Annotated in this window: 21 protein-coding genes; 11 read left to right on the forward strand and 10 right to left on the reverse strand. The window is 59.5% G+C overall.

The genetic code is table 11. The features are described from left to right. Positions 1-64 precede the first annotated feature (64 nt). The 3 genes from ABWQ00_RS00005 to zwf form a co-directional block, all read right to left on the reverse strand. Positions 65-1693, reverse strand: a complete 1629-nt coding sequence (locus ABWQ00_RS00005) for a peptide chain release factor 3 (RefSeq protein WP_353236617.1) — start codon at positions 1691-1693, stop codon at positions 65-67. 128 nt (positions 1694-1821) lie between these two features. After that, positions 1822-2667, reverse strand: coding sequence for a MurR/RpiR family transcriptional regulator (locus ABWQ00_RS00010; RefSeq protein ID WP_353236618.1), 846 nt, complete (start codon positions 2665-2667; stop codon positions 1822-1824). 14 nt (positions 2668-2681) lie between these two features. After that, the gene (gene zwf, locus ABWQ00_RS00015) at positions 2682-4145 is read right to left on the reverse strand and encodes a glucose-6-phosphate dehydrogenase (protein ID WP_353236619.1); all 1464 of its coding nucleotides are present in this window, start codon (positions 4143-4145) and stop codon (positions 2682-2684) included. An 82-nt stretch (positions 4146-4227) separates the two neighbouring features. Here zwf and tal point away from each other — a divergent pair, with 82 nt between their 5' ends. The 3 genes from tal (at position 4228) to ABWQ00_RS00030 (ending at position 7171) form a co-directional block, all read left to right on the forward strand. Next, the gene (tal, locus tag ABWQ00_RS00020; RefSeq protein ID WP_353236620.1) at positions 4228-5175 is read left to right on the forward strand and encodes a transaldolase; all 948 of its coding nucleotides are present in this window, start codon (positions 4228-4230) and stop codon (positions 5173-5175) included. Between the two features lie 3 nt (positions 5176-5178). Then, positions 5179-6720: a glucose-6-phosphate isomerase gene (pgi, locus tag ABWQ00_RS00025; RefSeq protein WP_353236621.1), complete on the forward strand. Its 1542-nt coding sequence runs from the start codon at positions 5179-5181 to the stop codon at positions 6718-6720. Between the two features lie 109 nt (positions 6721-6829). After that, the gene (locus ABWQ00_RS00030; RefSeq protein ID WP_353236622.1) at positions 6830-7171 is read left to right on the forward strand and encodes a J domain-containing protein; all 342 of its coding nucleotides are present in this window, start codon (positions 6830-6832) and stop codon (positions 7169-7171) included. An 89-nt stretch (positions 7172-7260) separates the two neighbouring features. Here the strand turns inward: ABWQ00_RS00030 and groL are convergent, their stop codons facing one another. The 3 genes from groL to ABWQ00_RS00045 form a co-directional block, all read right to left on the reverse strand. Next, entirely contained in the window at positions 7261-8910 is a 1650-nt protein-coding gene (groL, locus tag ABWQ00_RS00035) for a chaperonin GroEL (protein WP_353236623.1), read from the reverse strand. An 86-nt stretch (positions 8911-8996) separates the two neighbouring features. Then, positions 8997-9284 carry a co-chaperone GroES gene (locus ABWQ00_RS00040; RefSeq protein WP_353236624.1) on the reverse strand — a complete coding sequence of 96 codons (288 nt, stop codon included), beginning with the start codon at positions 9282-9284 and terminating at the stop codon, positions 8997-8999. Between the two features lie 163 nt (positions 9285-9447). Next, positions 9448-10029: a helix-turn-helix domain-containing protein gene (locus tag ABWQ00_RS00045; RefSeq protein WP_502908035.1), complete on the reverse strand. Its 582-nt coding sequence runs from the start codon at positions 10027-10029 to the stop codon at positions 9448-9450. Positions 10030-10183: 154 nt separating this feature from the next. Between ABWQ00_RS00045 and ABWQ00_RS00050 the strand changes: the two genes are divergently transcribed. Next, positions 10184-11014, forward strand: a complete 831-nt coding sequence (locus ABWQ00_RS00050; RefSeq protein WP_353236626.1) for a lysophospholipid acyltransferase family protein — start codon at positions 10184-10186, stop codon at positions 11012-11014. Continuing rightward, the gene (locus ABWQ00_RS00055; protein ID WP_353236627.1) at positions 11014-11874 is read left to right on the forward strand and encodes a lysophospholipid acyltransferase family protein; all 861 of its coding nucleotides are present in this window, start codon (positions 11014-11016) and stop codon (positions 11872-11874) included. Before ABWQ00_RS00050 ends, ABWQ00_RS00055 begins: the two co-directional genes overlap by 1 nt. Before the next feature lie 39 nt (positions 11875-11913). Here the strand turns inward: ABWQ00_RS00055 and ABWQ00_RS00060 are convergent, their stop codons facing one another. Beyond that, positions 11914-12906 (reverse strand): alpha/beta fold hydrolase, encoded by a 993-nt coding sequence (locus ABWQ00_RS00060; protein WP_353236628.1) that lies wholly within the window; start codon positions 12904-12906, stop codon positions 11914-11916. Between the two features lie 70 nt (positions 12907-12976). Continuing rightward, positions 12977-13756: a ribosome biogenesis GTP-binding protein YihA/YsxC gene (gene yihA / locus ABWQ00_RS00065; RefSeq protein ID WP_502908036.1), complete on the reverse strand. Its 780-nt coding sequence runs from the start codon at positions 13754-13756 to the stop codon at positions 12977-12979. A gap of 87 nt (positions 13757-13843) precedes the next feature. Here yihA and ABWQ00_RS00070 point away from each other — a divergent pair, with 87 nt between their 5' ends. The 5 genes from ABWQ00_RS00070 (at position 13844) to msrQ (ending at position 19915) form a co-directional block, all read left to right on the forward strand. Then, positions 13844-14476 carry a c-type cytochrome gene (locus tag ABWQ00_RS00070; protein ID WP_353236629.1) on the forward strand — a complete coding sequence of 211 codons (633 nt, stop codon included), beginning with the start codon at positions 13844-13846 and terminating at the stop codon, positions 14474-14476. Positions 14477-14674: 198 nt separating this feature from the next. After that, the gene (locus tag ABWQ00_RS00075; protein ID WP_353236630.1) at positions 14675-16801 is read left to right on the forward strand and encodes a cytochrome c biogenesis protein ResB; all 2127 of its coding nucleotides are present in this window, start codon (positions 14675-14677) and stop codon (positions 16799-16801) included. Further along, positions 16798-18108: a c-type cytochrome biogenesis protein CcsB gene (ccsB, locus tag ABWQ00_RS00080; RefSeq protein WP_353236631.1), complete on the forward strand. Its 1311-nt coding sequence runs from the start codon at positions 16798-16800 to the stop codon at positions 18106-18108. Before ABWQ00_RS00075 ends, ccsB begins: the two co-directional genes overlap by 4 nt. A gap of 183 nt (positions 18109-18291) precedes the next feature. Further along, the gene (gene msrP, locus ABWQ00_RS00085) at positions 18292-19287 is read left to right on the forward strand and encodes a protein-methionine-sulfoxide reductase catalytic subunit MsrP (protein WP_353236632.1); all 996 of its coding nucleotides are present in this window, start codon (positions 18292-18294) and stop codon (positions 19285-19287) included. A gap of 28 nt (positions 19288-19315) precedes the next feature. Next, the gene (gene msrQ, locus ABWQ00_RS00090) at positions 19316-19915 is read left to right on the forward strand and encodes a protein-methionine-sulfoxide reductase heme-binding subunit MsrQ (RefSeq protein WP_353236633.1); all 600 of its coding nucleotides are present in this window, start codon (positions 19316-19318) and stop codon (positions 19913-19915) included. Between the two features lie 9 nt (positions 19916-19924). Here the strand turns inward: msrQ and lysA are convergent, their stop codons facing one another. Together lysA and lptM are read right to left on the reverse strand one after the other, a co-directional pair. After that, a complete protein-coding gene (lysA, locus tag ABWQ00_RS00095) occupies positions 19925-21223 on the reverse strand; it encodes a diaminopimelate decarboxylase (protein ID WP_353236634.1) in 1299 nt (432 codons plus the stop codon). Continuing rightward, the gene (lptM, locus tag ABWQ00_RS00100; protein ID WP_353236971.1) at positions 21220-21513 is read right to left on the reverse strand and encodes an LPS translocon maturation chaperone LptM; all 294 of its coding nucleotides are present in this window, start codon (positions 21511-21513) and stop codon (positions 21220-21222) included. Before lptM ends, lysA begins: the two co-directional genes overlap by 4 nt. 12 nt (positions 21514-21525) lie before the next feature. Between lptM and cyaY the strand changes: the two genes are divergently transcribed. Next, positions 21526-21855 carry an iron donor protein CyaY gene (cyaY, locus tag ABWQ00_RS00105; RefSeq protein WP_353236635.1) on the forward strand — a complete coding sequence of 110 codons (330 nt, stop codon included), beginning with the start codon at positions 21526-21528 and terminating at the stop codon, positions 21853-21855. Positions 21856-21860 lie beyond the last annotated feature (5 nt).

The raw sequence follows: 21860 nt of genomic DNA on the forward strand, positions 1-21860 counted from the left end.
ATAGACCCCGACCCTCGAAAACAGCCTAAATGGGGGTCAAAGTGTCGAACTCGGGCTCGCCACTTCAGCCCGCTGAGCCCAAGGCCAAGCCGGCATGCTCGCGCAGGGGGTGAAAGTGGATTTTGGGGAAGCGCTCTTGCGCCAGGCGCACGTCGTAGGGGCTGGTGCACAAATAGGCCAAGGTGCCTGCCGCGTCCAGCGACATGCGCTGCGGGTAAGCGTTAGTGAATTCGCGCAGCTCGGCCGGGGTGTCGGCGGTGATCCAGCGGGCGCCGGTGTACTGGCAGCCTTCAAGACGTACATCGCAGTCGTATTCGGCTTTGAGGCGGTGTTGCACCACTTCAAACTGCAGCTGGCCCACCGCGCCCAGCAGCATGGGACCGCCGATTTCGGGTTTAAAGACCTGGATCGCGCCTTCTTCGCCGAGTTGGTCGAGGCCCGTTTGCAGTTGCTTGGTTCGCAGCGGGTTCTTCAGGATCACGGTCATGAAGAGTTCGGGCGCAAAAAACGGCAAGCCGGTGAATTGCAAATTCGCGCCGTCGGTGATGGTGTCGCCCAGCTGCACGCCGCCATGGGTGGTGAAGCCGATGATGTCGCCCGCATAGGCTTCATCGACCGCCTCGCGCCGTTGCGAGAGGAAGGTAACCACGCTGGTGGGCCGCAGTTCTTTGGCAGTGCGCTGCACCTTGAGCTTCATGCCCGGTGTGTATTTGCCCGACGCCATGCGCACGAAGGCGATGCGGTCGCGGTGGTTGGCGTCCATATTGGCTTGCACCTTGAACACCACGCCAGAGAATGCGCTGTCTTCGGGCTGGATTTCTTTGACCACGGGCTGCTTGTTGACCAGCAGGTTGCTGGTGCGGGGCCGGGGCGCGGGGGCCAAATCGACCAGCGCGTCGAGCACTTCCATCACACCGAAGTTGTTCACGCCGGAGCCAAAGAACACGGGGGTTTGTTTGCCCGCCAAAAATGCCGCCTCGTCAAACGCAGGCGATGCGCCGGTGGCCAGCTCCATGCTGTCCATGGCGGTTTGCCATTCCAGTCCAAAGCGCTTGGCCAATTGGGCTTGCTCGATGAGCGGGATGGTTTCGAAGTCTTGCGGCAAGCGTTCAGAGCCCGAGTCAAACACCGTCATGGCCTGCGTGCGCAGATTGACAATGCCGCCGAAGCTCTTGCCTTGACCCACGGGCCAGGTCATGGGCACACAAGGCATGCCCAGTTCGCGCTCGACCTCGTCGAGGATGTCGAGCGGGTCGCGCACTTCGCGGTCCATCTTGTTCACAAAGGTGATGATGGGCGTGTCGCGTTGACGGCAAACCTCGATCAGGCGGCGGGTTTGCGCTTCCACGCCGTTGGCGGCGTCGATCACCATCAGGGCCGAGTCCACGGCGGTGAGCACGCGGTAGGTGTCTTCTGAAAAGTCCTTGTGGCCGGGCGTGTCGAGCAGGTTGATGACATGGTCCCGGTAGAGCATCTGCATCACGGACGATGCCACCGAGATGCCGCGCTGCTTTTCGATTTCCATCCAGTCGGACGTAGCGTGGCGCGAGGCTTTGCGGGCCTTGACCGAGCCGGCGATCTGGATCGCGCCCGAGAACAGCAAGAGTTTTTCGGTCAGCGTGGTTTTACCCGCGTCGGGGTGAGAAATGATGGCAAAAGTCCGGCGGCGCCGGGTTTCGTTGGCGTAGGTCACAAGGGGTCCTGAAGGTCGTGCGGGTGGCCAATCAGCCCCCGTGGTGGCCAAGCCCTGCGCAGGCTGGCAAAAGCTGGATTTTACCGGGGCAGCATGCGGCTGCACATGGGGGCTTGTCGGCCTGAGTCTCAGGTGTAGCGCTTGCTGCTGAGGTTCTTCTTCATGTCGCGCAGGGCCGGTTGAAGTTCTTCCCCGATGCGCAGGGCCACGGTGGTGGCCAGGATGTCGATGATGAGCAGGTGCAGCAGGCGCGAGACCATGGGGCTGTATTTGTCATAGCCCTCGGGGTGGTCGGCCGTCAGGTGGATGTGCCCGGCGCTGGCCAGGGGTGAGCCGCTGGCGGTGATGACGATGGTGGTGGCGCCTTGTTTTCTGGCGATGTCACAAGCGTCCATCAGGTCGCGGGTGCGGCCCGAGTTGGAGATGATGACGGCGCAGTCGCCGGGCTGCAACATGGAGGCGCTCATGACCTGCATGTGGCCGTCGCTGTAGGCGATGGCGTTGACCCCCAGGCGAAAGAACTTGTGCTGCGCGTCTTGCGCCACGATGCCCGAATTGCCCACGCCATAAAACTCGATGCGGCGATGGGTTTTTTGAGTGGCGGCCAAGGCTTGCGCCGCATGCTCTAAAGCAAAAGAGCTGGCCTCGTTGCGGTACTTTAAAAATGCCGCCACGGTGTTGTCGATGACCTTGACGGCGATGTCGCTGGTTTTGTCATCGGCGTCCACACTGCGGTGGATGAAGGGCACACCTTCGCTCACACTGCCCGCGAGTTTGAGCTTGAAATCGGACAGGCCGTCGTAACCCACGCTGCGGCAAAAGCGCACCACGGTGGGTTTGCTGACATGGGCGCGGTCGGCCAACTCGGTCACCGGCAGTTTGGCAAACGCCCGTGGGTCAGCCAGGACCAGCTTGCCCACGCGTTGCTCGGCCGGAGCCAAGGAGGGCAGGCAGGCTTTGATGCGGTCGAGCATGGGGCGTCTCCTTGTCAGATTTCTTCGGACCAGCAAAAGCCGTCGCGCGCGATCATGGCGCTGGACGCGCTGGGACCCCAGGTGCCAGCGGCGTAGGGGCGGGGACCGATGGTGTCGTTTTTCCAGTGCTGCAAGATGGGCTCGACCCATCGCCAGGCTTCTTCTTGTTCGTCGCTGCGCACAAACAGGTTCAGACGGTCATCGAGCACGTCGAGCAGCAAGCGCTCGTAAGCGCCCACCCGTTGGCTGCCAAAGCGCTTGTCAAAGTCCAGGTCCAAGTGCACCGGGCTCAAGGTGGCGCCACTGACGCCCTCGCTGCGTTTGCTTTGGCCTTGGGCCAACAGGTGCAACTCCAAACCGTCTTTGGGTTGCAGGTGGATGACCAGTTTGTTGGCGTGACCCATCGGGCTTTTGAAAATTTCGTGCGGGGTGGGGCGGAAATTGATTTCGATGTGCGCTTCACGCGAGGCCATGCGTTTGCCCGTGCGGATGTAAAACGGCACCCCGGCCCAGCGCCAGTTGGCAATCTCAGTGCGCAGCGCTACGAAAGTTTCGGTGCTGCTGGCGGGGTTGACGCCGGGCTCTTCGCGGTAGGCCGGTACCGCTTTGCCTTCGATGTTGCCTGCGCTGTACTGGCCACGGATCACATGCTGGCTCAGGGTTTCAGGTGTCCAGCGCTTCAAAGCGCGCAGCACCTTGAGTTTCTCGTCGCGGATCGCGTCGGCGTGGGCGTTGATGGGTGGCTCCATCGCGATGGCGCAAAGCAGCTGCAGGGCATGGTTTTGCACCATGTCGCGCAGCGCGCCTGTGGTCTCGTAAAAGCCGCCGCGTTTTTCCACGCCCAGTTCTTCGGCCATCGTGATCTGGATGTTGGCGATATGCTCGCGCCGCCACAGGGGCTCAAAGAGGGCGTTGCCAAAGCGCAGGGCAAACAGGTTTTGCACCGCAGGTTTGCCCAGGTAGTGGTCGATGCGGAAGATCTGTTGCTCTTTGAAGGCCAGTCCCACCGCGTGGTTGATAGCGCGGTTGGAGGCCAGGTCGTGACCCAGTGGCTTTTCCAACACGATGCGGGTCTTGGCGGTGTTCAGGCCATTGGCGGCGAGCTGCTCGCAGACAGTGGTGAAGAGGCTGGGTGCGGTGGACAAATACATCACCACGCTGTCGGTCTCGCGCTCGGCCAAGCGGGTTGACAAGGCCGCGTAAGACTCGGGTTTGGACAAGTCCATGCGCACGTAGCAAAGCAGGCTGGCAAAGCGGGCGAATTCCTCGCTGTTGGGGCGCTTGTCCCCGTCCACTTGGTCAAAACGTGACTGGATTTGCTGGCGGTATTGTTCGTCGCTCAGATCGTCACGGCCCACACCGATGATGCGGCCCTCTTCGGGCAGACTGCCGTGGCGATAGGCTTGGAAGAGGGCTGGCATGAGTTTGCGCCAGACCAGGTCGCCTGTGCCGCCGAAGAAAACCAGATCAAACGCCATGTTGTTATTGAGTTACATGAGTGGGGCTCAAAATGTAACTTTGTTTCAAGGATAATTCAATCCAGTTTTCACAACAATTGCCATGAACCAACTTGACGCCCTCAAACAATTCACCACGGTGGTGGCAGATACCGGCGACTTCAAACAGCTGGCGCAGTTCCAGCCGCAAGACGCGACGACCAACCCGTCATTGATCTTGAAGGCGGTGCAAAAGCCCGAATACGCGCCCTTGCTCGCCGAAGCCGTGGCCGCCCATCGGGGTCAGCCACTGGACGTGGTGATGGACCACCTGTTGGTGCGTTTTGGCTGCGAGATTCTGAACACCATTCCGGGCCGTGTGTCGACCGAGGTCGATGCCCGATTGAGCTTTGATATCGCCGCCACCGTGGCGCGGGCGCGTCGCATCATGGCGCTGTATGAGGCGCAGGGTATCCCCCGTGAGCGGGTGTTGATCAAGATCGCATCGACTTGGGAGGGCATTCAGGCCGCGGCCGAGCTTGAGCGCGAAGGTATCCGCTGCAACCTGACGCTGCTCTTTGCGTTTTGCCAGGCGGTGGCCTGTGGCCAGGCCAAGGTGCAACTCATTTCGCCTTTTGTGGGCCGTATTTACGATTGGTACAAGAAGTCCGCAGGTGCCGCCTGGGACGAAGCGGCCATGTCGGGTGTGAACGATCCCGGCGTGCAGTCGGTGCGGGCCATCTTCAACCACTACAAAAAGCACGGCATCGCCACCGAAGTCATGGGCGCGTCATTTCGCAACATCGGCCAGATCAAGGCGCTGGCCGGCTGCGATTTGCTGACCATCAGCCCCGAGCTGCTGGCGCAGCTGGCCGCCAGCGATGCCCCGCTGGGTTTGGCGCTTGACGCACAAGCCGCCCAAACACTGGACTTGCCGGTTGTGGCCTATGACGAAGCCGCTTTCCGCTTGGCGCTCAACGAAGACGCCATGGCCACCGAGAAGCTGGCCGAAGGCATCCGCGCTTTTTGCGCCGATGCGGTGAAGCTCGAAGATTTGATGCAGAAAGCCTGAGGCATGCGCTGTGACCACACCCCGGCCTGGCAAAACTTGAAGGCCCATGCAGCCCAGAGCATAAGTTTTGATTTGCGCACCGCTTTTGCGCAAGATGCCCACCGCGCTTCGTCCCTGAGCCAGACCGCACCGCATGTGTTTGCCGACTTGTCGAAAAACCATCTGGACGCGGCGACAGAAGCCCTGCTGCAAGAGCTCGCCCGCCAGACCGGCCTGAGTGAGCACCGCGATGCCATGTTTCGCGGTGAGCACATCAACACCACCGAAGACCGCGCCGTCATGCACTGGCTGTTGCGCCAGCCCGAAGGCTCACTGACGGGTGAATTGGCCAAGCCGCTGGCGCAGGTGCACGCCACACTCCAAACCATGCTGGCCTATGCCGAAACCATCCGTGCCGATGCGCAGATCACCGATGTGGTGAACATCGGCATTGGGGGCTCTGACCTGGGGCCGCAAATGGCGGTGGTGGCGCTGCAGGATTTTGTGATCGAGGGCAAACGCTTCCATTTCGTGTCGAACGTGGACGGCCATGAGTTGGCTGCGGTGCTCAAGGGGCTGAAGGCCGAGCACACGCTGTTTTTGATCGCTTCCAAAACCTTCACCACCCTCGAGACCATGACCAACGCCCGCTCGGCGCTGGGCTGGTTTCAGGCACAAGGCGGCAGCGATGTGGCGCGCCATTTTGCGGCGCTGACCACCAACGTGGCGGCGGCGACTGACTTTGGCATCACCACGACCTTTGGTTTTTGGGACTGGGTGGGGGGCCGTTATTCGCTGTGGTCGGCCATTGGCTTGCCGGTGGCGATCGCCATTGGTGCCAAGGGTTTCAGGGATTTGCTGGCCGGGGCGCACGCCATGGACCAGCATTTCCAGACAGCGCCTTTGGTGCAAAACCTGCCTGTGCGCTTGGGCTTGCTCGATGTTTGGTACCGCAACTTTTTGAACTACACCAGCCGCAGCATTGCGCCGTATCACAGCGCTTTGCGCCGAGTGCCCGCGTATTTGCAACAGCTTGAGATGGAGAGCAACGGCAAGCAGGTGGACCGCAACGGGCATGCATTGCCGTACGGCACTTCACCCGTGCTGTGGGGCGAGCCGGGCACCAATGGGCAACACGCTTACTTTCAGATGCTGCACCAAGGCACCGATGTGGTGCCGCTGGAGTTCATTGCCGTGAAAAAGCCCACGCACAGCCTGAAAGACCACCACGAACTGCTGTTGGCCAATGTGATCGCGCAGGCGCAGGCGCTGATGTTGGGCCAAGCCGATGAGGGCGGCCACAAGCACTTTCCCGGCAACCGACCCAGCACCTTCTTGCTGCTCGATGAACTCACACCCACCAGCTTCGGGGCGTTGATTGCCTTGCAGGAGCACCGTGTATTTGTGAGCGGCGCGGTCTGGGGCATCAACAGCTTTGACCAATGGGGCGTGGAGCTGGGCAAGGTGCTGGCCAAAGACATCCATGCGCGCATGGCTTCGGGTGATGTGACCGGGCTGGACCCGTCTACGGCCGCCTTGCTGGCGTCCATGAATGCGATGCGCTGAGGCGTCACAGCCCCATGGCGTCCTTGGTTGGTATTAAATTTAACACTTTGATACGATTAAATTACCAATTTATATACAAACAAGGTATTCCAATTCCATAATTCAAGCCATGGACAAGACCATGGACCTTTATGCCGAGTTGGGGGTTGCACCCGAAGCCGAGCCGGATGTCATTCGGGCGGCTTACCGCGCTTTGGCCAAACGCTACCACCCGGACAGGCAAGAGGGTGAGGGCTGGGCTGCAGCGGCCAAGATGGCCCGGCTCAATGGCGCTTGGGAGGTGCTCGGTCATCCAGAAAGCCGCCGCCGGTATGACCGGCAGCGTTTGCAAGCACCAGCCAAGCCATTGATGCCCTTGGTTCACCGCAGTTCTTGCCAAGACCGCTTGCCCAGTGCCCTGCCATTTTTGACCACTTACGATCAGCGCGGCCGTTTGCACGCTTATGTCTGAATGAAAAAAGCCCCGCAAGGCTTTCACCTTGCGAGGCTTTGATCTTGGCTGGGTGAGGGCGCAAACCCTCAGTCCAGACCGCGGGGCATTTACATGCCCATGCCGCCCATGCCACCCATGCCGCCCATGTCAGGCATGCCGCCGCCGGCTGGGGCGTCGTCTTTCGGGGCTTCCGAAACCATGCACTCTGTGGTGAGCATCAAAGAGGCCACAGACGCGGCGTTTTGCAAAGCCGTGCGGGTGACTTTGGTGGGGTCCAGAATGCCCATCTCGATCATGTCGCCGTAGGTGTCGTTGGCGGCGTTGAAGCCGTAGTTGCCTTTGCCGGCCAACACCGCGTTCACCACCACCGAGGGCTCGCCGCCGGCGTTGTACACGATCTCGCGCAGAGGCGCTTCGATGGCCTTGAGCACCAGCTTGATGCCGGCGTCTTGGTCAGCGTTGTCGCCTTTGATGGTGCCAGCGGTCTGACGTGCACGCAGCAAAGCCACGCCACCACCAGCCACGATGCCTTCTTCCACCGCAGCGCGGGTGGCGTGCAGGGCGTCTTCCACGCGGGCTTTCTTTTCCTTCATTTCGACTTCGGTGGCAGCGCCGACCTTGATGACGGCCACACCGCCAGCCAACTTGGCCACGCGCTCTTGCAGCTTTTCGCGGTCGTAGTCAGAAGTGGCTTCTTCGATCTGCACGCGGATTTGCTTGACGCGCGCTTCGATGTCACCGGCAGCGCCTGCGCCGTCGATGATGATGGTGTTTTCCTTGCCCACTTCGATGCGCTTGGCTTGGCCCATATCGGCCAGTGTCACTTTTTCGAGGGTCAGGCCCACTTCTTCAGCGATCACTTTGCCGCCGGTCAAGATGGCGATGTCTTCCAGCATGGCTTTGCGGCGGTCGCCGAAGCCGGGGGCCTTGACAGCTGCAACTTTCAAGCCGCTGCGAAGAATGTTCATGACGAGCATGGCCAAAGCTTCACCTTCAACATCTTCGGCAATGATCAACAGTGGGCGGCTGGTCTTGACAACCTGTTCCAAAATGGGAACCAAGTCGCGCAGACTGCTGATCTTCTTATCGTAAAGAAGGACAAATGGGTTGTCGAAAACAGCCGCTTGTTTTTCGGGGTTGTTCATGAAATAAGGGCTCAGGTAGCCGCGGTCAAACTGCATGCCTTCGACAACGTCGAGTTCGTTGCTCAGGCTCTTGCCGTCTTCCACGGTGATCACGCCTTCTTTGCCCACTTTGTCCATGGCGTTGGCGATGATTTCGCCGATGCTGGAGTCGCTGTTGGCAGAAATCGAGCCGACCTGGGCGATTTCCTTGGAGGTGGTGGTGGCTTTGGTGGCCTTCTTGAGCTCTTCGATCAGGGCGGCAACCGCCTTATCGATGCCGCGCTTGAGGTCCATGGGGTTCATGCCGGCGGCCACGTACTTCATGCCTTCGCGCACGATGGCCTGGGCCAGCACGGTCGCAGTGGTGGTGCCGTCACCGGCGTTGTCAGAGGTCTTGGAAGCGACTTCCTTGACCATTTGCGCGCCCATGTTTTGCAGCTTGTCTTTGAGTTCGATTTCCTTGGCCACGGACACACCGTCCTTGGTCACGGTGGGGGCGCCAAACGAACGCTCCAGAACCACGTTGCGGCCCTTGGGGCCCAGAGTCACTTTGACCGCGTTGGCCAAAATGTTCACGCCTTCAACCATGCGTGCGCGGGCTTCGCCGCCGAAAATTACGTCTTTTGCTGCCATTTTTGTAGCTCCTGAATTAAATTGATTTGATCAGTTGAGGACAGAGCGAGCGGGCGCTGCGCGCATTGGTCGGTCTGTCCCGCAAGTTATTCCACGACCGCGAACAGGTCTTCTTCTTTCATGACCAACAGCTCGTCGCCACCCACCTTGACGGTCTGGCCGCTGTATTTGCCGAACAACACGCGGTCGCCGACTTTGACGCTCAGGGCTTTGGTCTCGCCTTTGTCGTTGGTTTTGCCGGGGCCGACGGCCAAAACTTCACCTTGATCGGGCTTTTCTGCAGCGGAATCAGGAATATAGAGGCCTGATGCTGTTTTGGTTTCGCTTTCGATACGCTTGACGATCACGCGATCGCCCAAAGGACGCAGTTTCATGGAATCTCCTAGATTTGAAACAAGAGTTAAAAACAAAAGCACCTGGTGGGGTGCTGGTGAAATCTGTGGAGCGGGTGTTTGTTAGCACTCATCTCCATCGAGTGCTAATGATAAGGGCTTTTGAGGTCAATTCAAGACCCGGGCAACAAACAAGTCTTTGATTTCAGTGGCAGCGGGTGGTTTGGGCTTGCAGTTGCTGCAGGCACAACAGGTAGCCGTCGACCAGGTCGGTGCTGATGTCACCAGCAAACAGGTGCAAATTCTGGCTCTCGGTGAACAGGCTGTTGGCGGGCAAGTGTTTGCTGTTGTAGAGAATGATGTGGGTGTTTTGCATTCTGGCGTTGTGCAAGTGGGCGGGCGAGGTGTGCAGCCAGGCCAGGCGGGCGTCCACAAACAATACCGCTTGCTCTTGGCCTATTTCCATCAAATCCAGTGGATGGGTCATCACCGTGACGCACGCCCATGCATTGAGACGGCTGACGGCCGGGCTCATGTGTGCGCTGTCGTGCAACACGAAAAAATGGGCCACGGGCTGCGCTGGCGCCGGGGCGCTGGTGCTGACGCCTTGCTTTTGACAGTAGTCGTTCAAGGAGGTGGACAAAATGCGGCGGTGACCTCCATGGGTGACAAAGGCCTTGAAGACCCCGTTTTGCACCATGCGCTGGACGGTGCCGACCGACAGGCCGAGCACTTTGGCGGCTTGGCTGGTGCTGAAGTAGTTTTGTGGGTTTTCGGATGTTTTCATGGGCTTTTCCCAGGGGTTGCGGACTTCGCCAGAATCTGGCGGTTTGGCCTTTATGAATGTTAGATCAGCATGGGTGGCCAAGATGGAGCGTTGAACAGGTAGTCGGACGGGGGAAACAGGTAGAGCGTTTGGCGCTGGGGCAAAATCACCCCCCATGTTGCGTTGGTTTCGTTTTTTCTCTCGTTGGCCACTTGGGGTCTTGCATGCTTTGGGCAGCGCGGGGGGCTGGCTGGCTTGGATTTTTTCAGGGTCTTACCGTCGCCGCTTTTTGGACAATGCCCGGCAGGCGGGCCTGGGTTGGCGGGCAGTGCTCGGGGCGGTGGGTCAAGCGGGCCGCATGACCGCCGAGTTGCCGCGTTTGTGGTTGGGTCGCACGCCGCATTTGGAATGGGCCAGTGACCAAGCTGCTGCCGAGGCCTATGCGCAGGGCAAGGGGGTGTTGTTTTTAACGCCGCACATGGGTTGCTTCGAAATCACAGCCCAGGCCTTGGCGCTCAGATTCGGTGCCCAATATGGCCAATTGACGGTGCTTTACCGTCCTGCGCGGCATGCGGCCCTGAATGAGGTGATGGCCTTGGCGCGCGATCGGCCGGGTTTGCAGGCAGTGCCCACCACCCTGGCTGGGGTGCGTCAGATGATCAAGGCCTTGCGCGCAGGCGAGGCCGTGGGTTTGTTGCCCGACCAGGTGCCCCCTGAAGGCATGGGCCAGTGGGTGCCGTATTTTGGCAAACCGGCTTACACCATGACCCTGGCCGCCCGCTTGGCTTTGCAAACCGGGGCTCGGGTGGTGTTGATTTGGGGGGAGCGCTTGTCTTGGGGGCGCGGTTATCGCTTGCATACGCGCACGATGGGCCACGATTTGTCGTCGGATTTGGACACGGCCGTGGTGCAGATCAACCAAGCGATGGAAACCATGGTGCGGGCGTGCCCGCAGCAGTATTTGTGGGGCTACGCGCGATACAAAGCGCCGCGCCTAGAGTTGTGATGAAGTGGCTGCCCCTGTTGATGCGTTTTCTGGCGCTGTGGCCTTTGCCGATTTTGCGGGCCTTGGGCTGGCTATTGGGGCATGCACTGTTTGTCCTAGCCCATTCAAGGCGGCACATTGTGCGGGTCAATTTAAGGGTGTGTTTCCCTCAGCTCAGCGCCTGGCAGCGGGGTCACATGGCGAGGCGTCATTTTGTGGTGCTGGCGCAGTCTTTGTTAGACCGTGCTTGGCTTTGGCATGGTTCTGTCGATGTGCTGCGCAGGCGCTTGACGGTCAAGGGCGACTTGTCTCCCCTGCAGGGCGCGCAGCCTGTGGTCATGCTGGCACCGCATTTTGTGGGCATGGATGCTGGAGGCACGGTGCTGACCTTGTTGCAGGGCGTGGCCATGGCCAGCATTTACACGCGGCAACGCCATCCGGTATTGGACGAGTGGGTGCGCCAAGGGCGCAACCGTTCTGGGCGCATCAAGTTGTTTTTCAGACAGCAAGGGGTCAAGCAAATCGTGTCGGGCCTGCGAGAGGGTGACAAGCTCTACCTGTTGCCAGACATGGATTTTGGGCGTGAAGACTCTGTTTTTGTGCCCTTTTATGGCGTTCAGGCCGCCACGGTGCCGTCTTTGTCTCGTTTCGCGCGGCTGGGCCGGGCCCAGGTGTTGACAGCGGCGACCCGGCTGACACCGCAGGGTTATTGCTTGGAAGTGGGGCCTGTCTGGCCCGACTTTCCGACGCCAGATTCGCAGGCCGACGCGGCCCAGATGAACCGTGCTTTGCAGGCGGTGATTGACACCATGCCCGAGCAGTATTACTGGGTGCACAAGCGATTCAAAACCCGGCCCGAGGGTGAACCGGGCTTTTATTGAATCGCTGAGGGCTTGGCCGCCCTTTTTCGAGAATGGGGTTCAGGGCGAGGGCGCAGTAGGTGCCTTCAAAAACACCGCGATTTCATCGATCACCCGCTGTGGCTGTTCGTGCACCACCCAGTGGGTGGCGTTGGCAATGTTCACGAGCGTCAAATCGGCGATGTGCTGGTCCAAGCCCTCGGTCAGGCAGGGCAGCAGCGCCACGTCGTCTTGCGCCCACAGCACGAGCGTGGGCATTTCGATGCGCAGCGCTTCGGGCGGAATCTGCACGGCGCTGGCGCCCGGGTCTTTGGCGGTGGCTGGGCGCAGGGGCGAAGCGCGGTAGTAGTTGAGGCCGCCTTGCAGGCCGTGTTGCCAAACTTGGCGGTATTGCGCCTTGACTGCGGGCGTGAGCCAGTCGGGGCTGAAGGCGGTGGTCTGGGTACTGAGCGATTGCAAAGACGCGTCGTGGCCCGTTAAAAATCCAAACAGGCGATCAAAGTCATTGGCTGCTAACTGTGCCGCTGCCTCGGGCTGAACCAGAAAGTTCATGTAAGCGCTGGCCGCTATTTGTGCAGGGTCGTTTTGCAGGGCTTGCAAAAAAGGTCCTGGGTGGGGCGAGTTGAGGATGACCAGTTTTTGCAAGAGAGCCGGGTGCTGGTTGGCCAAGCTCCAGGCCACCGCCCCTCCCCAGTCGTGGGCAATCAGGGCGGCCAGTGGCGCACTGCCATTGGGGCTTGTGCAGGGGGTGTCGATCAACGCTGCGATGTCTTGCACCAGGTGTTTGGCCCGGTAGGCTTTGACGTCCTCTGGGGCACTGGAGCGTTCGTAGCCGCGCAGGTTGGGGGCCAAGCAGCGGTAGCCGCCGTTTTCAGGTCTGGAAAAATGCAGCAGCAAAGGGTCCCAGACCCAGGCCCCTTCTGGGAAGCCGTGCAAAAACAGCAGCACAGGGCGGCCGGGCTCGCCACAAGCACGGCAGCTCAAAGTGATGCCATGTGGCAGGGCTTGTTGCCAGGTCTGAATGTCTGGGTGAGCGCTTGAACAGTGGGGCACAGGGGATCACTCTGGGTTGGCGCAGTGGCAAGTTCAGGTCCGTGGCGATCGCCGGCGCGGGCTCACTCGCTCACTCGCCCAAGGCTTCGGGTTCTTCTTCGGGTGGTTCGGCGGCTTGGAGTGAAGCCACAGCGCCATCGGCGGGATGGGTCCAGTCCCACAGCAGTTGGGCGACATCGTCCACGCCTTGTTTTTTCAAGGCCGAAAAGAGTTTCACCTCACCACCGCCGGCTTGCAGTCGCGCAATCGACAAGGCCTTGGCTTGCTCGGCGCGGGTCAGCTTGTCGGCTTTGGTCAAAATGATCAGGAACTTCAGGCCCTCTTCGACGCGCGGACGGATCACTTCCAGCAAGATGTCGTCGAGTTCGGTCAGGCCATGGCGCGGATCGCACATCATGACAATGCCCTTGAGGTTCTCGCGGCTGACCAAGTAGTTGGCCATGACCTGCTGCCAACGCAGCTTGTCCATTTTGGCCACAGCGGCGTAGCCGTAGCCGGGCAGGTCGGCCAACACGGCATCGGTGACGCCTTGTTTGCCTAAAGCGAACAGGTTGATGTGTTGGGTGCGGCCTGGCTTTTTCGAGGCAAAGGCCAGTTGCTTCTTTTGCGTCAGGGTGTTGATGCAGGTGGATTTGCCAGCGTTCGAGCGGCCCACAAAGGCGATTTCAGGCGTGTCCATGGCGGGCAAGTGGTGCAGTTGCGCCGCTGTGGTCAAGAAACGTGCGGTGTGCATCCAGCCCATGGGCGTGACTGCTGCGGGGTTATTGCGCGCCGCAGGAGCCGCAGCCGGAGTGGCTTTGGCAGCTTTGGGTGGGCTGGCAGGAACACGAACATGGGGGCGGGAGCTCATAAATCAGGGATACCTTCGGTCGTCAGGAAACTGACGCGGACCTCATTGTAGAATCCTTGAGTTTTGCGCCAACTCTTGGATCACGCCATGAAGTCGATTTCCTCTCTCTTGATCACTGCTCTGTCAGCCGCTTTGGTGGCTGGTTCTGCGCTGGCCGCTGGCCCCGCCACCAAGGCTGCCAAGCCCGACCTGGCCAAAGGCGAAGCCATCTTCAGCCAAGCCTGTGTGGCTTGCCATGCTGCAGACGGCAACTCCAGCACGCCAGCCAATCCCAAGTTGGCCCAGCAACACCCCGAATACCTGCTCAAGCAATTGCAAGAGTACAAATCAGGCAAGCGTGCCAACGCCGTGATGGGTGGCATGGTCGCTGCGCTGAGCGATGACGACATGCGCAACATCGCTTTTTGGTTGGCCTCCAAGCAAGCCAAGCCCGGTTTTGCCAACGCCAAAGAGACCGTGGCCTGGGGTGAGCGCATATACCGTGGTGGCATTCCAGACCGCCAAATCGCCGCCTGTGTGAGCTGCCATTCGCCCAACGGTGCGGGCATGCCTTCTCAGTACCCTCGCCTGGCGGGTCAGCATGCCGAGTACACCGCTGCCCAGCTGGTCCAGTTCCGCGAAGGTGTTCGCAAGAACAATCTGCAAATGACCCAAGTGGCGGCCAAGATGAACGACCGCGAAATCAAGGCGGTGTCGGACTACATCGCGGGTCTTCGCTGACCGTTGCTCAGCCGAGTGCCTCGGGTACGGCGGTTTTGCCCTGTACCCATTTGGGGGTTTTGTGCCAAAGGCCCAGAACCTGCGGCACAATTAAGTATCGGCTGATATGACGCGTACCCAGGCCGGTTTTCCGGCCTTTGTTGTTTCTCTCGCTCTCCTCTTCCCCTCTTTGGGCTGGTCAATTTATTCAAACAACCCATGACGACTGTTGCTTCCAGCCCCGAATCCGAGCGCGGCTCGCCCCGAGGGCAGGCTGTGATCGAATTGCTGTCGTCCATGCGGTTTGCGATTTCGCTGTTGACGGTCATTTGCATCGCCTCAGTGATCGGCACGGTGCTCAAGCAAAACGAGCCCACCAACAACTACATCAACCAATTTGGGCCGTTTTGGGCTGAACTCTTTGCCACACTCAAACTCAACTCGGTCTACAGCGCCTGGTGGTTTTTGTTGATCCTGGCATTTCTGGTCATCAGCACCAGCTTGTGCATTGCCCGCAATGCCCCCAAGATCTTGGTGGACCTCAAAAACTACAAAGAAAATATCCGCGAACAGAGCCTGAAAGCCTTTCACCACAAGGCCGAAGGCCATTTGAACGAAGCGCCTGAGCTTGCCGCCAAACGCCTGGGGGCCTTGCTGGCCACAGGCGGTTGGAAAGTCAAACTGCAAGAGCGCGACACCCCGGCGGGCAAGGGCTGGATGCTGGCGGCCAAGGCCGGCGCGGCCAACAAGATTGGCTACATCGCGGCGCACTCGGCCATCGTGCTGGTGTGTGTGGGCGGCTTGCTCGACGGCGACCTGATGGTGCGCGCCCAGATGTGGTTTGGCGGCAAGGAAATTTACAACGGTGGTGGCTTGATTGCCGATGTGCCTGCGCAGCACCGATTGTCTGAGCGCAACCTGGCTTTTCGGGGCAATTTGCTGGTGGCCGAGGACACAGCGTCGGGGACGGCGATTTTGAACCAGTCCAATGGCATCTTGCTGCAAGAGCTGCCCTTTGTCATCGAGCTGAAAAAGTTCATCGTCGAGTACTACTCGACCGGCATGCCCAAGCTGTTTGCCAGCGACATCATCATTCACGACAAGGCCACGGGCAAGAAGCGCGAGGCACGTGTCGAGGTCAACCACCCGGCCAGCTTCAAGGGCATCAACATCTACCAGTCCAGCTTTGACGATGGTGGCTCGCAGGTCACTTTGCAAGCCGTGCCGATGGCGGCAGCCACCAAGTCTTTCGAAGTGGAAGGCACCATCGGCGGCAGTACGGATTTGACCAATGGCAATGAGAAAATGAGCTTGGAGTTCACCGGGCTGCGCGTGATCAACGTCGAGAACATGTCGGGTGGCGAAGGCCCCCAGGGCACGGCGGTGGACGTGCGCAAGGTCGATCTGCGTAGCGCCATCGATGAACGTTTGGGGGCGGGCAACAAAACCACGCAAACCAAAGAGCTGCGCAATGTGGGCCCCAGTGTGAGTTACAAGCTGCGCGATGGCGCAGGCCAAGCGCGCGAGTACAACAATTACATGTTGCCCGTGGACACGGGCGATGGTGTGCCTGTATTTTTGCTGGGCATGCGCGAGACGCCCAGCGAGCCTTTCCGTTACTTGCGACCACCTGCCGATGAAAACAGCGAGTTGACGGGTTTCATTCGTTTGCGCGCTGCGCTTGAAACGCCCGAGCTGCGCAATCGTGCAGTGCAGCGTTACGCCCGCAAGGCGGTGGACCCACAACGCCCCGAATTGACCCAGCAACTGGCCGACTCGGCAGCCCGCTCTTTGGGCCTGTTTGCGGGTTTGGAGCAGGTGCAGGGCAAGCAGGTTTCGGGATTGCAGGCCTTGGCAGACTTCTTGGAGTCCAATGTGCCCGAGGCCGAGCGCGCCCGTGCGGGCGAAATGTTTGTCCGCATTTTGAACGGCGCCTTGTTTGAACTGGACAGCGTGGCGCGCGAGCAAGCGGGCGCCAAACCGATGCCGCCAGAGCAAGTTCAGGGCTTCATGACACAGGCGGTCTTGGCTTTGTCGGATGCGCCGTTTTACCCAGCACCCATGACGTTTTTGCTCAAGGATTTCAAGCAGGTGCAAGCCAGTGTGTTCCAGGTGGCACGAGCGCCCGGCCAATCCATCGTGTACTTGGGGTGTGCCCTTTTGATCCTGGGTATTTTTGCAATGCTGTATGTTCGAGACCGTCGCTTGTGGGTCTGGTTGTCGCCGCAAGGCGGTGGAGCCCAAGCGAGCATGGCTTTGTCGTCCAACCGCAAGACCATGGACGTGGACCGTGAATTTGACCAACTGACCGCCCGATTGTTGGGCCGCTCCGAGAAAGCACCATGACCACTGTCACTTTGAATCCAGGCTATTTTTCCAGCCGTTCGGCGCTGGATTGGGGTTTTGCCCTGTTGGCGCTGTTGGGTACGGTGTTTGCATTCACCCGTTACCAGCATGCCATGGACGTTTACGAGCAGGCCATCCTGATCGGCAGCTTGCCTGCGGCCATTTGGTTGGCCTGGTTTTGGCGACCCTTGCGCACTTTGATGTTGGTGGTGACGGGCCTGTCTTTGTGGGCCATTTACCTGTATCAAGGTGATCTGGCCCGATCTGAGCAAGTGTTTTTGCTGAAGTATTTCCTGTCCAGCCAGTCGGCCATCCTGTGGATGAGCATGCTGTTTTTCATCAGCACCGTCTTTTATTGGGCCGGCATATTCATCCGGGGTCAGGCAGACGCGATGGAGTCTTTGGGCTCGCGCATGGCCTGGGTGGCGGTGGGCTTGGCCCTGATCGGGACCTTGGTGCGCTGGTACGAAAGCCACCAGTTGGGACCCGATATCGGGCACATCCCGGTCAGCAACTTGTACGAAGTCTTCATCATGTTTTGCTGGATGACGGCGGCTTTTTATCTGTACTACGAAGAGCAATACAAGACCCGTGCTCTGGGCGCATTCGTCATGTTGGTGGTGAGTGCGGCCGTCGGCTTTTTGCTTTGGTACACCTTGGTGCGTGAAGCCCACGAGATTCAACCTTTGGTGCCCGCCCTCAAGAGCTGGTGGATGAAGGTTCACGTCCCCGCCAACTTCATTGGTTACGGCACCTTTGCCTTGGCGGCCATGGTGGCATTTGCCTACCTGATCAAGCAACAAGCGACCGAAACCCGCTGGTACAAACTGGCACCTTTGTGGCTGCTGGGGATTGTGCTGTGCTTTGAGCCGGTGGTGTTCCGCCAATCCGCCAACGACCAGACCAGCAGCTATTGGATGGTTTACTTTGGTGTGTCCGCCTTCATCGTGGCGGGCATTTTGGCTGGGCGGCGCCGCATCGCCGAGCGTTTGCCGTCTTATGAAATCCTCGATGATGTGATGTACAAGTCCATCGCCGTGGGCTTTGCTTTCTTCACCATCGCCACCGTGCTGGGCGCCTTGTGGGCGGCCGAGGCCTGGGGCGGTTATTGGAGCTGGGACCCGAAAGAGACCTGGGCCCTGATCGTCTGGCTGAACTACGCCGCCTGGCTGCACATGCGCCTCATGAAGGGCCTGCGTGGCACTGTGGCCGCTTGGTGGGCCTTGGTGGGTTTGGGCATCACCACCTTTGCTTTCTTGGGGGTGAACATGTTCCTGAGCGGTCTGCACAGCTACGGCACACTCTGAAACACCAAGGGGCCTGTAGGCCCCTTGAGCATTCCAGTCTTGAAAGACTGGACAGCCAAGTCAATGGCCTGTGTGGTGCGCATGACCACCCAGCCCGGTGCGAAAATGATCTTGGAAATCGCTGGATTCTGCAGGCCATGGTTGAAAAGTTCACAATCACAGCGTGACTTTAAAGGTTCATCCATGATCTTCTTATCTTCTCGCTCTGGTTTTCAGCACCCTGTGTCCAGTGAGATCACCCCAGAAGCGGTCTATTTGCAGCGAAGGGCGCTGATTCGCCAAGCGGCCATGGGTTCGGCGGGCTTGGCATTGGCCGCTTGGGGCGTGCGCGATGCGCGGGCGCAGATGGCTCGGCCGGGGCAGTTGCCGCCCTTGGCTTCTGTGCCCACCAAGCTGCCAGGTGGTGTGGTCATGGACAAATTGACGCCCTACAAAGACGCGACGACCTACAACAATTTTTACGAGTTTGGCACCGACAAAGCCGATCCGGCCAAACGGGCGCACACGCTCAAAACCGACCCTTGGAGCGTAGAGATCGAGGGTCTTGTCAAGAAGCCAGGCCGAGTGGATCTGGAGGACTTGTTGAAGTGGGGCGCCATGGAAGAGCGCATCTACCGCCTGCGTTGTGTCGAAGGATGGTCCATGGTGATCCCCTGGATAGGGTATTCGCTGGCCGATTTGATTCGCCGCGTGGAGCCTTTGCCAGGCGCCAAGTACGTGGAATTTGTGACTTTGGCCGACCCTAAAACCATGCCCGGAGTTCGGGGTGGCGTGGTGGATTGGCCTTATTTGGAGGGGCTGCGCATGGACGAGGCCATGCACCCGTTGACCATGTTGGCGTTTGGCATGTACGGCGAAGTCATGCCCAAGCAGAACGGCGCACCCCTGCGTTTGGTGGTGCCATGGAAGTACGGTTTCAAGAGCGGTAAGAGTTTGGTCAAAATCCGCTTCACGGAAAAACAACCGGTGATTTCATGGGAAAAATCGGCACCCCAAGAGTACGGTTTTTACTCCAATGTGAACCCTCTCGTCGACCATCCGCGTTGGAGTCAGGCCACCGAGCGTCGCATTGGCGAGGACGGCTTGTTGGCCAAAAAGCGCAAGACCCTGATGTTCAATGGCTACGAAACACAGGTGGGTCAGATGTACGCGGGCATGGACTTGAAAAAGTTCTTCTGATGCGCAAACCAGCCATGTTTTTGAGGGCATGAGAGCGGCGCTGCGTCACCCGGCCGCTTGGTGGGCGTTGTTGCTGATGGGTTTGATGCCCTTGGCCTGGCTTGTGCTGCAGACGGTGCAAGACCAATTGGGCGCCAACCCTGCAGAGGCCTTGATTCGGGCCACCGGTGACTGGACCTTGCGTGGCTTGTGTGTCGTGTTGGCCGTGACCCCATTGCGAAACCTTCTGGGATGGCCCGAGTTGGCCAGGTTTCGACGCATGTTGGGCCTGTTGGTGTTTGCCTATGCCAGCTTGCACATGCTGAGTTATGCCTGGTTTGACATGGGTTTGGATGTGGTCGACACCCTGCAAGACATCGTCAAACGCCCTTTCATCTGGTTGGGTTTCAGTGCCTATGTGATCTTGCTGGCGCTGGCCGCCACTTCATTTAACCGCGCCATGCGCTGGCTGGGTGGTCGGCGTTGGCAGTTGCTGCACCGTGGCGTTTACCTGGTTGCCGTGCTGGCCGTCTTGCACTTTTGGTGGATGCGTGCGGGCAAACAGGACTTTGACGAAGTGCTGGTGTATGCCGCCATTTTGGCGGGCTTGTTGGGGTGGCGTTTGCTGAAAATGCCCAGGCCCATCTGAACAGGGTGCTTAGACCAGCTGCTCCAGCGCGAAGGTGTCAAATGCCGACTCGCGTTGGCGAATGAGATGGGCGTTGGAGCCATCGACCAGGATCTCTGCAGCGCGTCCACGGGTGTTGTAGTTGCTGGCCATGCTCATGCAATAGGCACCAGCTGAGAGCACCGCCAGCGTGTCGCCAGCTTGCACCACCAATGAGCGGTCACGACCGATCCAGTCACCGCTTTCACACACGGGGCCCACCACGTCGTACACCACGCTGTCGCCGCCATCGGCTGCGTTGCGCTGTGTCACCGGCACGATCTGGTGAAAGGCTTGGTACATGGCAGGGCGGGGCAGGTCGTTCATGGCGGCATCAACGATGCAGAAGTTCTTTTGTTCGCCTGGTTTGAGGTACATGACTTCGGTCAGGCACACGCCGGCATTGCCCACCAAGGAGCGGCCTGGCTCGATCATGAGCTGGCGCTGGCCGTAGCCGCGGGCATCGAGTTTGGCCAAGAGTTGTGCCCACAGGGCATCGGCCTCAGGGGGAGTGTCGCCGTTGTAATTGATGCCCAAGCCACCACCAAAATCGATGTGGTGGATCGGAATGCCTGCGGCTTCAATTTCTGACACCAAGTCCAACACGCGGTCCATCGCGTCCAGATAAGGCGTGGTGTCGGTGATTTGCGAGCCGATGTGGCAATCGATGCCTACGACGTGCAAACCCGGCAAACTGGCGGCGTGGCGGTAAGCGCGCAGCGTGTCTTCATGCGCGATGCCAAATTTATTGCCTTTGAGGCCCGTTGAAATATAGGGATGCGTCTTGGGGTCAACGTTGGGGTTCACGCGCAGGCTGACCGGGGCCCGTTTGCCTGCCTTGACGGCCACTTGGCTGAGCACATCCAGTTCGGCTTCGCTTTCCACATTGAAGCAGCCGATGCCAATTTGCAGCGCTTGCTGCATTTCAGCGCGGGTTTTGCCCACGCCCGAAAAAATCACTTTGGCCGGGTCGCCGCCTGCGGCCAGCACGCGGGCCAGCTCGCCGCCAGAGACGATGTCAAAGCCGCATCCGGCATCGGCAAAGACCTGCAACACCGCTAGGCTGGAGTTGGCTTTCATGGCGTAGCAAATTTGTGCTTTCCGGCCGGAAAAGCCGCGCTGGTAGGCGGCCAGCGCCGACAACATGGCGGCTTTGGAATACACAAACAATGGCGTGCCGTACGCCTGGGCCAAGTCAGACAAGCGCACGCTTTCCACCATCAGTCCATTATTTTGGTAGGCGATGTGCGGTTGTCCAGGCAAGGTGTGGGGAGCGGCAGGAGCGTTCATCGTGTGACGGCATCAGAGGCCGAAGGTGAGATCAAAAAGAGGGTGTCGGGTGCCATCGACGGAGCAGGACGTGGCGTTGTCGCTGGGGTGGATGTTTCAGACGCCCGACGCTGAATTTGTACCGTGGATGGGTCGTGCCAAGGATTCAGTGACTGGGTCAGTGAAGCACGGTTGACAGAGGCCGGTGAATCTGGTGCGCGCAAAGGCCCTTTTTGGCCACAACCGCTCAATACGGCCGCACTGCCAACAAGGACAAACGTGGTGACTAGAATCTTCGATACCTTCAACATGCTGCGATTGTAATGACCGACCTCGAATTTTTGGACCAAGCTGAACGCCTGCTGGCTGGGATAGAAAACAGCTGCGACCTGCTGAACGACGATGCCAATGTGGACATTGACAACCAGCGTGTGGGGGGCATGGTCACCTTAACCTTCCCCAACCGCAGTCAAATCATTGTCAATTTGCAAAAGCCCCTGCACGAGGTGTGGCTGGCTGCACGCTGCGGGGGGTTCCACTACAAGTTCGACGGCACGGTTTGGCAAGACACCAAGGGCCAAGGCGAGTTTTGGCAGAGCTTGTCGCGCTACGCATCTGAGCAGTCGGGGCGTGCGCTGCTGTTCAAGCCCTGACACGC

It is taken from the genome of Limnohabitans sp. (genome assembly GCF_040400975.1).
GTDB lineage: Bacteria > Pseudomonadota > Gammaproteobacteria > Burkholderiales > Burkholderiaceae_C > Limnohabitans_A.

Excerpts from the sequence above, each read along its gene's own strand:
- ABWQ00_RS00010 (WP_353236618.1), bottom strand. The coding sequence starts at position 2,667 with ATGCTCGACCGCATCAAAGCCTGCCTGCCCTCCTTGGCTCCGGCCGAG.
- zwf (WP_353236619.1), bottom strand. The coding sequence starts at position 4,145 with ATGGCGTTTGATCTGGTTTTCTTCGGCGGCACAGGCGACCTGGTCTGG.
- tal (WP_353236620.1), top strand. The coding sequence starts at position 4,228 with ATGAACCAACTTGACGCCCTCAAACAATTCACCACGGTGGTGGCAGAT.
- pgi (WP_353236621.1), top strand. The coding sequence starts at position 5,179 with ATGCGCTGTGACCACACCCCGGCCTGGCAAAACTTGAAGGCCCATGCA.
- ABWQ00_RS00030 (WP_353236622.1), top strand. The coding sequence starts at position 6,830 with ATGGACAAGACCATGGACCTTTATGCCGAGTTGGGGGTTGCACCCGAA.
- groL (WP_353236623.1), bottom strand. The coding sequence starts at position 8,910 with ATGGCAGCAAAAGACGTAATTTTCGGCGGCGAAGCCCGCGCACGCATG.
- ABWQ00_RS00040 (WP_353236624.1), bottom strand. The coding sequence starts at position 9,284 with ATGAAACTGCGTCCTTTGGGCGATCGCGTGATCGTCAAGCGTATCGAA.
- ABWQ00_RS00045 (WP_502908035.1), bottom strand. The coding sequence starts at position 10,029 with ATGAAAACATCCGAAAACCCACAAAACTACTTCAGCACCAGCCAAGCC.
- ABWQ00_RS00050 (WP_353236626.1), top strand. The coding sequence starts at position 10,184 with ATGTTGCGTTGGTTTCGTTTTTTCTCTCGTTGGCCACTTGGGGTCTTG.
- ABWQ00_RS00055 (WP_353236627.1), top strand. The coding sequence starts at position 11,014 with ATGAAGTGGCTGCCCCTGTTGATGCGTTTTCTGGCGCTGTGGCCTTTG.
- yihA (WP_502908036.1), bottom strand. The coding sequence starts at position 13,756 with ATGAGCTCCCGCCCCCATGTTCGTGTTCCTGCCAGCCCACCCAAAGCT.
- ABWQ00_RS00070 (WP_353236629.1), top strand. The coding sequence starts at position 13,844 with ATGAAGTCGATTTCCTCTCTCTTGATCACTGCTCTGTCAGCCGCTTTG.
- ABWQ00_RS00075 (WP_353236630.1), top strand. The coding sequence starts at position 14,675 with ATGACGACTGTTGCTTCCAGCCCCGAATCCGAGCGCGGCTCGCCCCGA.
- ccsB (WP_353236631.1), top strand. The coding sequence starts at position 16,798 with ATGACCACTGTCACTTTGAATCCAGGCTATTTTTCCAGCCGTTCGGCG.
- msrP (WP_353236632.1), top strand. The coding sequence starts at position 18,292 with ATGATCTTCTTATCTTCTCGCTCTGGTTTTCAGCACCCTGTGTCCAGT.
- msrQ (WP_353236633.1), top strand. The coding sequence starts at position 19,316 with ATGAGAGCGGCGCTGCGTCACCCGGCCGCTTGGTGGGCGTTGTTGCTG.
- lysA (WP_353236634.1), bottom strand. The coding sequence starts at position 21,223 with ATGAACGCTCCTGCCGCTCCCCACACCTTGCCTGGACAACCGCACATC.
- lptM (WP_353236971.1), bottom strand. The coding sequence starts at position 21,513 with ATGTTGAAGGTATCGAAGATTCTAGTCACCACGTTTGTCCTTGTTGGC.
- cyaY (WP_353236635.1), top strand. The coding sequence starts at position 21,526 with ATGACCGACCTCGAATTTTTGGACCAAGCTGAACGCCTGCTGGCTGGG.